Here is a 16,425-nt window from a genome sequence, read left to right on the forward strand (position 1 = left end):
CACGTCGATCACGGAAGTTCGTCGTCAAACGCTTCCCTCGCCGAGGTACCCAGGAAGTTTATCAACGCTTTGTCCATCCAAGAAACCCGAGAAGCGAGAAAAAACCAGATTTCTGTCACATTGAAGAAGAGCGATGTCGCGATAGGAGCGCTGTTAATCTACAAAACACTATCTTCGCCAGAAAGAATTCCATTAATACGATCGATACGACTATCAACCAGAGGAACGTCGAGATGAAAATCATCAGCAATTTGCTTAAAACGCCACGCCCAATCGAAACGCTTGAGGGCCTCCAACTGACGCTCTCTCGCAGCCCCTGGCTCCTCCCGAGAAATATCTTCCTTAATCATCTGAAGACCTCGCTCAACATCATCGACGGGAATATCTAACGTTGCACCATCCCAAAGAAGATCATCACTACCTTCTTCTCGCGGCCTAACACCAACAACCTTCGCCCCACAAGCAAGAGCATCAAGCCAGCGCGACGTCACATACTCACGATTTGGATGCGTATAATTAGCCGGCGACATCAAATTCGAGAACGCTAAAACTCTCTTTGCTTCTCTATTAGCCATCAATACATTTTCAATACTTTTTTGCGAATTATCGGAAAATGGTGGCCGCCCACGGAATGTTAAACCAATTCTTTTAGCAACTAATTCAAGAGACACATCATCATCCCACAATACGGGCTGACGTCCGATCCGCTGAAGATCGATCGTTTTCTTTGAATTCATCCCCAAGACTTCAGATAAGACGTCGGAACCTAAAGGAAGCCAGGAAACAGTAGATGAAAACAACGCCCTCCATATTGACACCATTTCTAATTCAGTCACATACACGTGATCAAAAAACGAAAGGTATTTAAATGATTTCGGAATACGATTATCCCACCAACTATCAATCACCCAAGCAACAATTGTTTTATAATTCCCCTGCCTCCTCAAAAACCTCCGTGCATATAAAAGATGTTCGGGTATGGGGCTAAGTACAATAAGGAAATCCCCTCCTCTGCTAATCGGAAGGCAAGAAAAAATCTTATCTATTTTTGTTACCCCCGAGTCCGAAAGAGTAAATAGATTTCCGGAGAAATACTTAGTCATTTTCTCGGCAAGTCGAGAGATAGGCTCCCATCCGAAACCATGTGGTTTTATATAAAGAACGTCAACATTCATTTAAATTCCTTACTTCAATTAACACTCCTTGAGATACAAGCGTCCCCATTGCCTCTTCAACGAGACGCCACGATCCAGGATGTTCCCCTAACGTTGACACAACTTGAGCATGTAATTCAGTGATCGTCGCGGCATGTTCGCATGCCAGCCAAACAGCCGCCCCCGCCCCTCCAAGGATCAATGGCTGGTGCCCAACCAAAATAATGACGTGTCCTTCCGATTCGATTGCATCGGTCCACGGCGCACGAACAAAACGATCGTGCTCAGCAATCGGCCCATAATTATGAGGATTTAACGTTGCTGTTCCGTCAAGAGTTCCGGGAATATGGCGATAACTCACTCCCACATCATTCTGATGTGCGAGTTGTTTTAGTAGATCTGCGCATTTCGACTGATCGTGAAAACGTAACTTCCACGGTCCACCAGCCTGAACAAGAACTGAAGCTAAAAAATCCAGAGGGTTTTCTAATTTAAATAATGACGATGTTTGGCCTATCACGTCTTCCATCGCTTCAGCCAAGGTCATCGGTATCAGTTCTTCACTACCTACCTTAGGACTACGCTCTGCTAATACAAGCGCCCCCAAAGATAGTTTCTCCGCGTTCGGAAGAGTAAGACCTAAATCAAGCGGAGAATAATCCTGTTTCGACGCAACAATCGAACGGCGAATTATTGAAAGGGGCTTTTGGTAAGGAAAAACCTCGCCAGAACGAGCAATCACAAGGGTTTCATCAGTGACATACCCGAACTCATGAGTGAGCATTTCACAGAAAGTCGTCTTCCCTGTACCCGACGGAGCTATCACACCAATAACCTTGCCCGAGTCCGGAGATGTTAACCCTGCAGCATGGAACATCAATGACCGTCCAGCATGCCAAGCAATCAGTAATCGAGTGAGATGCTGCGACACCCGATAGGTAATATCCTCCTTGGTCTCCCCCACAACCAAATCGTCATCGGAATGCTTATCGTCAGGATGAGTAATAACACGGATTTCACGGTCAAGATGATCAAAATTATCGACAGTACAATGACGCCAAGCCTCACGCACAGGTGCAGCGAGTGAATCGGGGAGATCAGAAAGATCAACAGCAATATTCGCACCAAGAATCTGAAGAATCACTCAGGGGCCTCTGTAGGTAATAGTGAGAGTTAACAAGAGTGATGATACCGTGATTTCTATATGACTTTCGTTGCGAGGGAATGGTGACCACCTCACTCACTTCCTTCACAACCAACACGGAGCATCCATGGCAGCACACGAATTACTCGATTTCCCTAACGAGTCCGTTCCCTCAGACAAGGAATCCACGGGAATCGACGCTTTTGAAGAGGCACTCAATAAATCCGCCCCTATTTTTAGTAGTGAGTCCTCGGCGTCGCCAGACGACACTTCCACTTCAAAACGCCATTCATTGAAAAAACGACGGCCGAAGAAGAAAAATTGGTTCCGCCGACATAAGGCACTCACAATTCTCCTTATTCTCCTCCTCTTGGTAATGGGAACTGGGGTTGGCGGACTCTGGTATCTCAATCATCTGTTATCAGGAACCGAAAGGATTCCCGATCCGTTCCTTGGCCTCCCCGAACGCGCACCTCGGGGTACAACGACGGCAACGCGGCAACCTGTCAACATCCTCGTTTTAGGCTCAGACTCCCGTATCTCGGCAGGAGATCCCAGTACGTGGCAAGAAGGAGCGCAACGCACTGACACCATCATGCTCGTCCAGATCAACGGACAACGAGATCATGTCAATGTGATGTCCATCCCCCGTGACTCATGGGTAAGTATTCCGGCAAATAATGTTGTTCCACACGAAAGTTTCGCAAAAATCAATGCTGCCTATTCTTGGGGTGGCCCTTCGCTACTGATTCAAACCGTAGAAAATCTTACCCATATCCACATCGATCATTTCGCAATCGCAGATTTTGAGTCGTTTAAGACACTGACCGACGCGCTGGGAGGCGTTGATATCACACTAACCCAACCTCTAGATTTAACAGGGCTTCAACATTCCAATTCACAGAATATGATGCCGCCTGGCACTCACAAACTCACTGGCGAGCAAGCCCTTGTCTATGCTCGAGAACGCTATACCCTCCCGAACGGTGATTTTGATCGAATCAAACGCCAACAAAACTGGATTCGAGCAATTCTTATGGCGGCAATTAACAAAGATACTCTTACTGACCCTGTGAAACTGACCAGTTTCATCAAAACTGCTTCATCATCAGTTGCCGTCGACGAGGGCTTCACAACGTCAACGATGTTCGATCTCGGACGTGAATTACAAAATGTCCGCGCACAGGACGTCACTTTCTTCCAGGCGCCAATCGAAGGCACAGGGACATCTGAGGATGGCCAGTCAATCGTTATCCTCAACCATGACCGACTAAACGCGGTTAGTGATGCTTTTATTCACGATACTGTAACTTCTTATGTCAACGAGCACCGAGATGAATTAAATATCCTCGGCACCGATGTGAACTAATGTCCTCCCCGTACACACCAAAAGTAAGTGCCCCCAGAAAACGTTTCTGGGGGCACTCCTGCTTTAAGAAGAAATTTGTGCTGTCATTCAGAAGGCGGTGCAGGAGGAGGAACCTCTTGAGCACTCTGCTGACGAAGTGCTCGACGGGACGTCACAGCAGACTTGGCTTCCACGGAAGGCGGCTCAACGGAAGAAACAACAGCACTTGTTTTCTTCTCTTGTGAGATAGACATTGCTTCTATACCGGACTTACGACGTTTTTTGCGCCGAGGAATAAAACCGAGGATTTTCTTACTTTTACCCTCATAGTAATAGTAGGACTGACCATAGTTACCATAACCGTAACCGTAATACACGCTACCGAGATTACGACGTGATGCACGGTTAAGCACAACACCTAAAAGTCGTGCATCGACCTGCTTTAATACCTTGCCGCACAACTTTGCTTGCTCTTTATACGTGCCACCCGTCTCCATCACAAGAATCGCACCATCTGTAAGAGCAGCAAGCAGCCCTGAGTCAGTAACAGGGAGGAGCGGTGGCGCATCAAAAATAACCATCGCTTCTTGTGACAAGCGATCAATCAAAGCCTTCATCCGCTGAGATCCGAGAAGTTCCGATGGATTCGGCGGAATACGGCCTGCAGAAATGACACGAAGATTTGGTTGTCCATCAATCTCTTGAGCAACAGCATCAATCGTCACATCACCTGCCAGAACCTGAGTGAGACCAAGTGAACCATCGAGATCAAAAATCTTATGGACCACGGGCTTGCGAAGGTCAGCGTCAACGAGAATAGTGCGTTGGCCAGAAGCCGCCAGCATCTGTGCAAGAACCGCAGAGACAGTTGACTTACCCTCGCCAGGATTTGCACTTGTCATCACAATGGCTCGTGGAGGCTTATCAACGTCAACGAAGCGTAGGTTCGTTCGGAGGTGTCGAAGTGCTTCAGCAGCCTGCCCTAAGCCATCGACCTTCTTACGACCCTTAGCATTGAGTTCACTTGACTTAGGAACAACAGCAAGAACACTCGTATGAAGAAGTTCTTCAACATCAGAGTTGTGACGAACGCGATTATCGAGAATACGGCGCAAGAAAGCAATGGAATAACCAGCAACGAGACCCGCAAAAAGCCCCATCATGGTTAACTTTTTAATATCAGGAGAGATTGGGGCTCCAGGCAAAACCGCAGGCTCAACAGGAACAACCTTTGTCTGGCTACGATCCATCTGTTCTTGCACTGCAGCACTAGCTGCTGCTGCAGCATCCTGGGCCGCTTGCTGCGCAGCAGCTTTCGTTTCCTCGTCAGCGTCAGGATCAATAACAGCGACCTCAGGAACAGGCGGAGCATCGGGAGCGCTGTAACTCTCCAAATTAGCCGCTTCAGCAGCGACTGCAGGAATTGCTGCATCAGCCATCTCACGCGCACGCTGTGGGTCGGTCGACGTCACTGTCACGTGGATGATGGGGACGGATCCTTCTGATGAAGCAGCGAAAGATCCTCCAGGTCCATCGCCCACGGCCTCGTGGACTCGGTCTGCCACCGCACGTGAGGTAACAAGGGTCGCGTATGCCCCCGCCTTTTGCTGGGCAATGGAGTTGGCTGAAAACGGGTCAGTACCAGTCACCACAACGAGACCACCACTAGTAGCCTGATACAACTTAGGTTGAGTTTGGGCGTAGCCAAAACCAGCGAGTCCTCCACAAACAATGCAAAAAACGATAAGGAGGAGATTTACGCGGGTTAGCCGCAGGAAATCCTGAATAGTCACGAGGGCTTTATCTTTCTTCCACACGAGCAGGTCGGGCAACCCACTCAATACGGTCAAGGGTACCGGTTATACACTTCTTAACGCATGAGCAGAGGGTAAACAGTGTCCAATACCGCGTCAATCGATGATGCAACAGATACTGCTACAAACTCACCGCGCCGAAAGGGATCCACAATGTCACCCTGTTCAGTCGGCCGCAACTTTCTCTCAGAAAACTCTCGCAAAATCTGATCTGCAGTAGTTTGCACTACACTATTTGTCTGATCTCTATTAGTGAGCAAAACCTGTGCTGTTCGTCCCCATTGATCTAGAGTCCAGACTTTATCCAGCATTTCCGGATATTCATCAAGAATTCTGTTGCGATGATCCACCGTCATCGTAATAACAAATGCAGCTCGCTCGATTGCTCTACGGGTTAATGTTGATGAACGAAATTCTCGGCACTCGTCAAATGAAATCCCTCGTTTCATTGCTTCAGCAGCCATCAGAGGATCCATCTCACGACCATCCATACCAGGAATCCCTGCGCTCACACAACTCCAACGCGCTTCAGGACCAAGTCGGTGTCGAAGAACTAATTCAGCGTAAGAACTACGAGAAATGTTTGCTGTGCAGACAAAGAGAATCCTGGGATTTCCTCCATGCCGCCTTTGCAATATTGGAGTTCGAAATATGTGGGGATCTGAGGAACCACCAAAAATTGAAATCTCACCGAAAGAGTAGCCCATATTCATTCTACACTCTTCCTAAGAAAACCTTGTGAATGCAGATTGTCGACAAAATCCTGAATATCAGCAATCAGTTCACCCGGAGCCATTTCATAGTCCTCCGATAAAAGTTGAGCAATCTCGGAAACAGCGGCGCCCTCAAGCAAGTAATCCCAAATCCTCACACCCGGTTCATGCACAACAACAGGAACACCATCGGGAAGATAAGCAAGATACAGAAGCCTATTAAAGCCTTTACCGTATGTCAGATAAGCAATACGTTCATTGACAACGAAAGACATCATGACCTCTTGAATAGTTTCGTTGATATTTCATGAACCGCTTCAGTATAGCGCCCAACAAATTCCCTCATAACTTCTGCTGTTGTCGGTGCCCTTCCTAAACGCATAGCCAAATGATCCGTATTGACAAAAAGACTCTTAGCAATAATTCGAGTTTTTTCTACAGGCCCTCGTGCGGCATGAAAACGAGCTTTCCACTCATCAAGGCGGCTTGCGCTTCCTTGAGAAAACACCATCCAAAGATCGTGTGTCGGGTCATCATAGTAATCGTCGAGTTCCCCTAGTGCAGCAGCAAGCCCAACCTGGGCACCAAGACGGCTCGCCAACGACCTCAGATCAATTTGCTCCCGCTCATTAAGCGCGCGCCATGCGCGTGAAAAATCAGCATCCGATTCACCACGTCCATTACGAGCAACATGCAGTAGCAATAACAATCGCTGGGCTAACAATGACGGAACAGGGCAGTTAATTCCGGCAATCACCTGGAAACGACGGTCTGCCCATAACGAATCAAACCAATCCGAAGAGGTCAGTCCCGGAAATACTCGATGAACATCAACATACCCCCAAGAATCGTGATGATATGTAGCAGCATGTTCGAAAGCAGAACCAGAAGCGAAACTTGTGACATGACGCCAACCATGTTCGGTCAATACATTGAGGAAAGCAGAAACCTGCTTAGGACGAACGATTACATCCGCATCGGTAGATGCCCATAATGGCCGTCCTATTGATTCGTGAACTGCTGGCCCTTTGATATGAAGGAGATCAATTCCTTCATCAGCAGCAAGTGTATGGAGTGCAGCATGAGCAAGATGCGCACGAACCCCAGCAGGAATCTGCGCGGTCATCTGTTCCGTCTGTTCACTCATACGTACAACTCTACTGGTGTTGATGCCGAGGAAACATCACAACATCGCTTACTGGGCATGACTATGACACGACTACAGGACAGCACGTACTTCGCTGACGGTTCGCTGTCCAGGCGCTGACCCCTGATGATCGAGTGAGGCCGTGGCGAAGGTCAAGAGAGAACCTGCACATCCCGGATGGAGCCGATACGGTACTCCGGCCTCTCCCATGACAATGGCAATAAGCCCCTGATGAGTCTGGCAAGATACCTCTCGCGCCCATGCAGCGAAGCGATCAGCTTCTGTAGTGCTGGGGGCGAAGCATGCAACTTTGATAATTGAACAACCTGTTGATTGCATATCTCGAAAAAGAGTGGTCAATTCATCGTTATCGGGTACATTCTTCCAGTCATGAAAAGAAGTAATGGAGATAACACCTTCATCTATTGAATCAAAAAAACTATTCGAAGCATCTGCATCATTAACAGTCCGATACTCACAGTCAATCACACTCAACTGATCGTTTTTAACAACCTCAACAAGAGCACGCAGGTAATGCCAATAGTCGATTGTAGTAACTATGCCACGACCGCCTTCTTGGACCGTCCGGTATGTCCAAATCAGTGGAAGGTTAGGGTAGACTTGGCGAACCGTGTTGCGAATCTGCTCCACTAATTCACAGGAAGGTACTCCATCAGGATGCAGAGTGTCGAGCCGTACCTCCACCACATCAGTACCCGCCTGAACCGCCAAATCAACTTGAACTAGTAACTCATCAAATGATGAAGCGGTGATGGGAACTGCAATCAGCGGCGATTCGGAAGATGCTCGAAAATGCCCAATCTGAACAGATGACATTGGATTATTCCCTCAGATTTGAGACAAAGCGATGCCATCGAGAATATCGTGCAGGCTCGTCATGGTGTGAGTAACAGGATGATCGGTCTGAGCAGTGGCTTGTTGAACAGCTCGAATCACTTCACTCCAGATCAAGGCACCAGCAGCAATCACATCTCTACGTCCTGCTGCGAGGAATCCCATCGATTCACGTTCTTCAGATTTCGAATGAACAATCGCATCACACGAAGCCAATTGCTGTTCACACCCGAGCACCGCACGATCAATTCTCTCTGGATCAAAATGTTCCAATTTCAATGCGTGCGCAGTCACGGTTGTAATAGTTCCCGCTAAACCGATCAGTTCACACGCCTGCGAAAGATCCACACGCTCTTGTGCATGCTGAAGATGTTGACGTACGTCGATTCGCGCTAGTTCTTCTGCCTGTTCAGTGACTCCGTCCTGAAAGTATCGTTCGGTAATGCGGACGCTTCCAATGTCCATAGAGTATGAACTGTCAACGTCCATTTCCCCCAGGACTAGTTCTGTAGAACCTCCACCGAGGTCAACGATAAGACGTTTTCCGGATTCAACTGAAGCACCAATACGAGCCCCCAAAAAAGAGAGTGAAGCTTCTTCTTCACCAGAGATCACCTCCGGTTCAACTCCCAGAATGGATTGAACACCGTTCATGAACTCATCACGGTTCGAAGCATCACGTGTTGCCGAAGTTGCAACAAAACGAAGAGACTCTGCGCTGTTCTCACGACATAAATGAGCAAAATACTGTGTAGCATCAAGGGTGCGTTGCAGTGCCTGCGGATCAAGCATGCCCGTTTTGTCGACGTCTTTACCAAGGCGAACCATCGCACCTTCACGAACAAGATCATTCATGACCAGCATGCCGTCATTGAATTCGATATCCGTAATAAGAAGGCGAATAGTGTTTGTTCCACAGTCAATTGCTGCCACACGCGTCATCACAAAGTCCAAATCGTCTCAGGGGAATTACTCACAGAAACAGGCCTCGTGGTTCCAAAAACCACGTTCCTTCAGTAAATCAAGCGTCCAGTCACCGATCGGATTAACTCCAGGCCCTGCAGCGAGAGCATGACCGAGCACTGCATGGAGACATTTCACCCGAGTAGGCATGCCGCCAGCCGAAATACCATCTATTTCAGGAACGTCACCTAAAACTCGACGAGTCTCAATGTAGTACTCATGAGCTTGTTGATAGCGCTGCGCCAGATCCTCATTGTTGCGAAGTTCCTCGTTCATCAAATCCATGACGTGCTCGGCTTCAAGGGTGGAACATCCTTTAACCGCCGCGGGATGGGTTAAGTAGTACATCGTTGGGAACGGTGAGCCGTCAGGAAGACGTGGTGCTGTTTGCACGACTGTTGGTTTGCCACAAACGCATCGTGCGGCAATGGAAACTACTCCCCGCGGCAAACGACCAAGTTGATGTTCCAAAGCGTCAATGTCATCGTCGGTGACGGAGGAAAGAGTTTCCATATCAAATTTCTTTCATGCTAGGTGTTAGTGCGGCACTATACAACGCTTAGGGAGAATTCTCGGATGCAGGACTCGGAGATTCACTCGGAACCTGTGGAGTTGGAGTTGTCCAACCTCGTTGAGCCGGATCCTGAATGTGTCGATCACTAATCTGGCCGGCGATCTGTACGGTGTTGTTCAGTTGAACAAACCAGGGCTCATGAGTTTGTTGTGATAATTCCGATCCCGCCTCAGGCTCTCCATGCATGTGACCGGGATTGACTACGATATAAGTGGTTTCTCCTGGCATCACGTAGCCAAGCCGATCTCGCGCCTGGGAGCGGACGAAATCATCGTCGTTCCACCGCTGGAGTTCATTTTCCAATGACTGGTTGAGTTCCTTAGTGCTCTGAACCTGAGAAACTACTTCGTCATATTGCTGCTGCTGGATGAGATAAGACCGCAACGAAGGAAAAATGACATAGATAGCGAACAGTCCAACAACGACTAAAGCGATTGACGTCCACGGCACCGTCATGCCGTCATGGCCGCCGACGGTCAAAACAGGCTGCGTCCTAGTCGGAGACTTTTTCGTGGATGGATTCAGTCCACCGTTGCTCTTTGGCGCACCCTGAGTTTGCTCTCGCGATTCGTCGTGGGATTCGACGCCGTCCCGCCGCTTTTCATAGTGAGTCACCGAACCGGTTCTCGGCCGGGCGGGTTGGGGACGACATGGCTTCATAGTGTGAATCATTCCTTAGCGGAGATTGAAACGCCAGTGGCTGGGAAACATCACACGATGTTTCCCAGCCACTGGCGTAAAGAATGAGGTTAGTTCATCAGAGTTGACGAACTCTCAACCTCAGGCCTGGAAGCGGGGGAATGCTCCAGCACCTGCGTAAACTGCTGCGTCACCCAGTGCTTCTTCGATACGGAGCAACTGGTTGTACTTGTTGATGCGCTCGCCACGTGCGGGAGCACCGGTCTTAATCTGACCGGAGTTGGTGGCAACGGCGAGGTCAGCGATGGTGACGTCCTCGGTTTCACCGGAACGGTGAGAGGTCATGCTCTTGAAACCTGCACGGTGTGCCATTTCCACAGCGTCGAGAGTCTCGGTGAGGGAACCAATCTGGTTGACCTTCACGAGCAGTGCGTTTGCTGCATCCATGGAGATGCCCTTGGCGAGACGCTCGGGGTTGGTGACGAAGAAGTCGTCACCAACGAGCTGGACGCGATCACCAATCTTGGCGGTCAGTGCGGCCCAGTCTTCCCATTCATCCTCGGAGAGGGGATCTTCGATGGAGACGATGGGGAAGTCGGTGATCAGCTGCTCGTAGTAGTTGACCATGTAGTCGTTGTCGCGCTGTTCGCCTTCGAAGAGGTAAGTCTTGGTGTCTTCGTTGAAGAACTCGGTGGAGGCAACGTCCATGGCGAGAGCGACATCCTTGCCGGGCTGGTAACCGGCCTTCTCGATGGCTTCAACGATGAGTTCGAGTGCTTCACGGTTGGAGTCGAGGTTGGGAGCAAAGCCGCCTTCGTCACCGAGACCGGTGGACAGGCCACGATCCTTCACCACTGCCTTGAGTGCGTGGTAGACCTCTGCGCCCATGCGGAGTGCTTCACGGAAGGTGGGTGCACCGATGGGGGCGATCATGAATTCCTGGATGTCAACATTGGAGTCTGCGTGGGATCCACCGTTAAGGATGTTCATCATAGGGACGGGCAGAACATGTGCGTTGGGGCCACCAATGTACTGGTAGAGGTCGAGGCCTGCGGATTCTGCGGATGCCTGTGCAGCAGCAAGGGACACGCCGAGGATGGCGTTGGCACCAAGTTTGCCCTTGTTGGGGGTGCCATCAAGATCAATCATCAACTGGTCAAGACCGCGCTGGTCAGCCGCGTCGTAACCGATGATTTCAGGGGCGATGATGTCGTTAACGTTATCAACAGCCTTTTCAACGCCCTTGCCGAGGTAACGGCCCTTGTCGCCGTCACGCAACTCGACTGCTTCGAAAGCACCGGTGGATGCACCGGAGGGAACGGCTGCGCGTGCAGATGCGCCGTCTTCAAGGAGGATCTCAACTTCAAGGGTGGGGTTGCCACGGGAATCGAGGATCTCGCGTGCGTGAACGTTTTCAATCAGGGCCACTTGGTACTCCTAAGATGGGTTGGACCTATTAACGCGTCTAGACTAACGCGATTTCGCCGCGCAGGGGAATGGCGAAGGTCCTTGTCGAGATATGTTCGCACATGGCGTGACATCTATTGCAGACTGTCAACATTATCGCGCTTGTCCTGCAAATACTTTCCTGGCTTCAATTTGCCCAACCGGACCCAACGAACCTCTGCATCCATATGCCCACACAGGTTGACTAAAGATCGAAGTATTGGGTTCAGCGCCCGAGACCTCTTTTGATAAACTAAACACGCTGAATCGACAGGCCATCTAATAAAACGCTTCATTAGATAATGCGGCCGCAACTCATCAGAAAAACGTTCCGGGTGTCGATGCCACAAAACATGCTCCGCCATAGCGGAGCGGTAAATCTTTTTAATCAATTTTTTTTTGTTATGAGTTGGCTGAAATAAAATCACCATATCTGGCGCAGCACCAAATTCCGCCCCCAAATTTTTCAACCGAATAGAGAAATCAAATTCCTCACAGCCATAGGGTGGAAGACCTTCGTCGAAGCCGCCAACTTCGATAAATATCTTTTTCTTCACCGCAAAATTTCCCGCCATTACCGCGAGATTCCCAGTTTCCTGGCCGATCAAACACCCAGGATTGAGTACCTTTCCATGGGCGAAGAGACTATCGGATCTCTCGATACACTGACCAGCAACAATGTCAAATCCCTTGTTAATGGAGTTCCAAGCAGCCTGAACCCAACCAGCGACAACTTCGTCATCAGAATCACAGTAGGCAATAACAGAACCAGCAGCATGTTGAGCCCCAACATTGCGAGCGATAGGGATCGATGGCTGTTTACCTGCATCAACCACACGAAGAGGGACTGGAAAACTTTTCGAACGTTGTTCGCAGTATTCTCGAGTGCTGTCCGTAGAACCATTATCGGCAACGACTACTTCCCAATCAATGCTGGTTTTCTGGACAGCCAATGCATCTAGTTGTTTTCCAATAACAGAACGCCCGTTACGAACACAAATCACAACTGAAAGATCCATTTTTCATCCTTTTAAAGAAGAATTACCGAATTCCTCAATAACAGTACTAATAAATTCCAAAAACTCGACGGCTCCAACTTTTTTTTGACCAATTTTCCGCACCCCAGGAAGTGGAAGGACTATCGTTCTCGTTGGTATTTTCAAAGTAGTACCAGGATATAATCGCATGAGGCGAAGACGCTTACTCTCAGGCATTTCAATTGGGGCGATACGCACGCTCTTACCTTGGGCAACAATTTCTCGAAGTCCCAAATATCGGGCTTTGGCACGCAGTCGCGCCATATCAGCGAGACGAACAGTAGGTTCAGGCAGCGACCCGTAACGATCTTCGAGTTCAGCTACAACATCTGCGACCTGTTCATCACTCCGGCATGCCGCGAACTTTGAGTAAGCCTCAAGGCGAAGGCGTTCATGAGGAATGTAATCCTCAGGCACATGGGCATCAATCGGAAGTTCGACTGTCAGGTCATCATCTTCAGTTTCTTCCACGTCATGGCCCAAACCCTTACGGAAAGCATTCACAGCATCAGAGACCATGCGGACGTAGAGGTCAAAGCCCACTCCGGCGATATGCCCCGATTGTTCTCCGCCAAGAAGGTTACCGGCGCCGCGAATTTCCAGGTCCTTCATTGCCACTTGCATCCCCGCACCGAGGTCCGTATTACTCGCAATTGTCCGAAGACGTTCCAAGGCAGTTTCAGTAAGCGGCTTATCTCCTGGGTAAAGGAAGTAGGCGTAGGCACGTTCTCGGCCACGGCCGACTCGCCCGCGTAACTGATGCAGTTGGGATAACCCCATACGATCTGCACGATCCACAATCAACGTATTCGCATTGGACACGTCGAGTCCCGTTTCGACAATAGTTGTACAGACAAGCACATCGATTTCTTTATGCCAGAAGGCGTCGATAATCTGCTCAAGTCGATGCTCGCCCATTTGTCCATGGGCAACAGCTACTCGGGCTTCGGGGATCATGTCAGATAAATGAGCAGCAATTGAGTCAATATCCTCAACTCGGTTATGCACGTAGAAAACTTGACCGTCGCGGAGAAGTTCCCGTCGAATCGCGGCCTGCACCTGAGGTGTTTCGTATGCACCCACATAGGTGAGAATCGGATGTCGGTCCTCGGGCGGCGTCGCCAAAATCGACATATCTCGCAGCCCCGTCACTGCCATTTCAAGAGTACGAGGAATCGGGGTGGCGGACATGCTCAGCACATCCACATCCGTCCGTAGTGCCTTGAGCGTTTCTTTGTGTTCCACACCGAAACGCTGTTCCTCATCGATGATGACCAGTCCGAGATCTTTAAATACCACGTTGCCAGTGATGAGTCGGTGCGTACCAATCACCACATCGATGCTGCCATCAGCCAGTCCTTCTAAGACTTCCTGGCTCTCCTGAGCATTTTGGAAGCGCGACAACTGGGCCACACGTACAGGGAAGCCCGCGTAACGCTCCGAGAATGTCTCTGCGTGCTGGCTCACGAGAAGAGTCGTAGGCACAAGAACAGCAACTTGTTTACCGTCTTGAATAGCCTTAAAGGCAGCGCGAACAGCAATCTCCGTTTTCCCGTAGCCCACATCGCCACAAATCAGACGGTCCATCGGCTGAGGCTTCGACATATCTGCTTTGACCTCGTCAATGGTCACTAATTGATCGCGAGTCTCCTGATAGGGGAAAGCCTCTTCAAGTTCGCGTTGCCATGGTGTATCCGGGCTAAAAGCAAAACCTTGAGTAGCTGAGCGTGCAGCATAAAGGCGAACCAATTCTGCAGCAATCTCTCGTACTGCTTTACGTGCCTTGGACTTCGTCTTTTGCCAGTCAGCACCGCCCATTTTGTTTAACGACGGCGAATCACCACCAATATATTTCGTCACCTGATCAAGGGCATCAGTGGGGACGAGAAGTCGGTCTCCTGGCTGTCCACGACGTGAGGGCGCGTACTCAATCACCAGGTATTCGCGCGTGGAGGCGTTTTTCGAACTGCCTAGTGTCCGTTTCGTCAATTCAACGAACCGTCCCACACCATGTTGGGTATGAACCACGATGTCTCCCGGACGCAGTGACAGTGGGTCCACACTGCGTTTGGAGCGTCGGGTGGGGACACTAGAGCGTTGTGCTGGTGTTGATGATGCACGGCCAGTGAGGTCGGATTCCGCGATGAGTGCGATTTGCTGGTCATCGAGAACAAATCCATGTCCCGCAGAAGCAGTGGTAATGGCAACCACACCATCATCAATGTCGCTGAGGTCGTCGACATTCGCGACGATGGTGCTAGGCACATCCCCATCGGTGAACAGTTGAGCCAGGCGACGGCCTGGACCAGGGCCATCCGTTGCGACCACAACTTTCCAGCCGGTCTTCATCAAAGCACGAATATCGGCCACGGCACGATCGAGTGCTCCTCGATATCCCTGCGGCTCGCGAAGAGGAAGGGAAATATCAGCATCAGAGAGACCAAAGGACGCGAGAGACCACCAGCCATTTCCGTCAGCAAGCGCTCTAGCACGTGTCTGGGCTAACGAAGCAAACGCCGCACCTGAAAGATCGACAGGAACATGACCACCTGAGGCTGCGTTCGTCCATGCAGCAGCAAGGAACTCTTCGGTAGTTGCCACAAGATCGTCGGCACGTTTGCGAACTTTCTCAGGCTCTGCAACAACGACGAGTCGTTCACCAATGTGATTGAGGAGCGGTTCCATGCCATCCACCAGCACCGGCGCCAGTGATTCCATGCCCTCAACAGCAATCCCCTCGCTGATTTTCTCAAGGAGATCCTGAGCAGAAGGAATCGTCGAGATCAGCGCCTGAGCGCGCTTGCGTACATCATCGGTCAAGAGCATTTCTCGGCAGGCGGTCAGCGTCAGGCTGTGGCCCACTGCTTCGATTGATCGCTGGTCGGCCACGGCAAACCAGGACACGTCATCAATCTCGTCACCAAAAAAATCAATACGGACAGGGCGAGGAAGTGTTGGGGGAAAGACGTCCACAATCCCGCCACGCACTGCAAACTCACCGCGTTTTTCAACCATGTCGACGCGGGTATATGCGCTACAAGATAAGAAATCGACCAAGTCATCAAGGCTGATTTCCTGGCCCTCAGCAATCGTGCATACATCAATGTCGCCAAGGCCCTGAATAATCGGTGCAAGCAACGCGCGGATGGGAACAACTAGGACACCAATAGGCCCTCGAGTCGAATCACCATCTTCTGCATCCTCGGGGTGTGCCAGACGACGAAGAACCGACAAACGTTGAGCAACAGTGTCTGCCCTGGGAGATAAGCGCTCATGAGGCAAGGTTTCCCACGCAGGAAAAACATCAACGTCAGCGTCTGGGAGATAACAACGAAGCGCCGTGGCGAAATCATCTGCTTCTTTCCCCGTTGCAGTCACAACAAGGAGCGGAGTTTTCTTCGTCGAAACAGAACGTCCTGGATTACGTAAAGCCTCATTCCCCAGATGCAACGCCGCAACAAGAGCAGGCCGTGCACCCGGGCCGACAATAACGGAACGGTCATCACGAACAGTGGACGCGGCGTCGTCAATGAGTTGCGACGTGACTGCATCTGCAGCCAGAGGGGAAAGGAGACCAATTAAACGCACGGA

At 50.2% G+C, this 16,425-nt stretch carries 14 protein-coding genes; 1 reads left to right on the forward strand and 13 read right to left on the reverse strand.

Going from position 1 to position 16,425, the window contains the following annotated elements; translation table 11 throughout:
- Nucleotides 1–158: 158 nt before the first annotated feature.
- A complete protein-coding gene (locus A9753_RS06245) occupies nt 159–1,175 on the reverse strand; it encodes a glycosyltransferase (RefSeq protein WP_067781925.1) in 1,017 nt (338 codons plus the stop codon).
- On the reverse strand, nt 1,165–2,298 hold the full coding sequence (locus A9753_RS06250; RefSeq protein WP_067781928.1) for an ATP-binding cassette domain-containing protein: 1,134 nt from the start codon (nt 2,296–2,298) through the stop codon (nt 1,165–1,167). Before A9753_RS06250 ends, A9753_RS06245 begins: the two co-directional genes overlap by 11 nt.
- A 127-nt stretch (nt 2,299–2,425) precedes the next feature.
- On the opposite strand from A9753_RS06250, the gene A9753_RS06255 reads away from it, so the two are divergent.
- Entirely contained in the window at nt 2,426–3,667 is a 1,242-nt protein-coding gene (locus tag A9753_RS06255) for an LCP family protein (protein WP_083090361.1), read from the forward strand.
- 83 nt (nt 3,668–3,750) lie between these two features.
- Here the strand turns inward: A9753_RS06255 and A9753_RS06260 are convergent, their stop codons facing one another.
- The 11 genes from A9753_RS06260 to mfd all read right to left on the reverse strand — a co-directional run bounded on the left by A9753_RS06260 (nt 3,751) and on the right by mfd (nt 16,422).
- On the reverse strand, nt 3,751–5,439 hold the full coding sequence (locus A9753_RS06260; protein ID WP_141673339.1) for a tyrosine-protein kinase domain-containing protein: 1,689 nt from the start codon (nt 5,437–5,439) through the stop codon (nt 3,751–3,753).
- Between the two features lie 77 nt (nt 5,440–5,516).
- Nucleotides 5,517–6,173, reverse strand: coding sequence for an arsenate reductase/protein-tyrosine-phosphatase family protein (locus tag A9753_RS06265; RefSeq protein ID WP_083090362.1), 657 nt, complete (start codon nt 6,171–6,173; stop codon nt 5,517–5,519).
- Nucleotides 6,170–6,451: a PqqD family protein gene (locus tag A9753_RS06270; RefSeq protein ID WP_083090363.1), complete on the reverse strand. Its 282-nt coding sequence runs from the start codon at nt 6,449–6,451 to the stop codon at nt 6,170–6,172. Before A9753_RS06270 ends, A9753_RS06265 begins: the two co-directional genes overlap by 4 nt.
- The gene (locus A9753_RS06275; RefSeq protein ID WP_083090364.1) at nt 6,448–7,320 is read right to left on the reverse strand and encodes a nucleotidyltransferase family protein; all 873 of its coding nucleotides are present in this window, start codon (nt 7,318–7,320) and stop codon (nt 6,448–6,450) included. The genes A9753_RS06270 and A9753_RS06275 overlap by 4 nt, the downstream gene beginning before the upstream one ends.
- Nucleotides 7,321–7,392: 72 nt before the next feature.
- Entirely contained in the window at nt 7,393–8,157 is a 765-nt protein-coding gene (locus tag A9753_RS06280; protein ID WP_067781940.1) for a type I 3-dehydroquinate dehydratase, read from the reverse strand.
- Between the two features lie 12 nt (nt 8,158–8,169).
- Nucleotides 8,170–9,117 carry a Ppx/GppA phosphatase family protein gene (locus tag A9753_RS06285; protein ID WP_067781943.1) on the reverse strand — a complete coding sequence of 316 codons (948 nt, stop codon included), beginning with the start codon at nt 9,115–9,117 and terminating at the stop codon, nt 8,170–8,172.
- Between the two features lie 27 nt (nt 9,118–9,144).
- Nucleotides 9,145–9,651, reverse strand: a complete 507-nt coding sequence (locus tag A9753_RS06290; protein WP_067781946.1) for a DUF501 domain-containing protein — start codon at nt 9,649–9,651, stop codon at nt 9,145–9,147.
- Between the two features lie 46 nt (nt 9,652–9,697).
- Nucleotides 9,698–10,327 carry an FtsB family cell division protein gene (locus A9753_RS06295; protein ID WP_176702752.1) on the reverse strand — a complete coding sequence of 210 codons (630 nt, stop codon included), beginning with the start codon at nt 10,325–10,327 and terminating at the stop codon, nt 9,698–9,700.
- Between the two features lie 165 nt (nt 10,328–10,492).
- Nucleotides 10,493–11,779, reverse strand: a complete 1,287-nt coding sequence (eno, locus tag A9753_RS06300) for a phosphopyruvate hydratase (RefSeq protein WP_067781951.1) — start codon at nt 11,777–11,779, stop codon at nt 10,493–10,495.
- Between the two features lie 113 nt (nt 11,780–11,892).
- Nucleotides 11,893–12,816: a glycosyltransferase family 2 protein gene (locus tag A9753_RS06305; RefSeq protein ID WP_067781954.1), complete on the reverse strand. Its 924-nt coding sequence runs from the start codon at nt 12,814–12,816 to the stop codon at nt 11,893–11,895.
- A gap of 3 nt (nt 12,817–12,819) precedes the next feature.
- A complete protein-coding gene (gene mfd, locus A9753_RS06310; RefSeq protein WP_067781957.1) occupies nt 12,820–16,422 on the reverse strand; it encodes a transcription-repair coupling factor in 3,603 nt (1,200 codons plus the stop codon).
- Nucleotides 16,423–16,425: the final 3 nt, after the last annotated feature.

This window comes from Actinomyces vulturis, from assembly GCF_001687305.1.
In the GTDB taxonomy this organism is placed as follows: Bacteria; Actinomycetota; Actinomycetes; order Actinomycetales; family Actinomycetaceae; genus Actinomyces; species Actinomyces vulturis.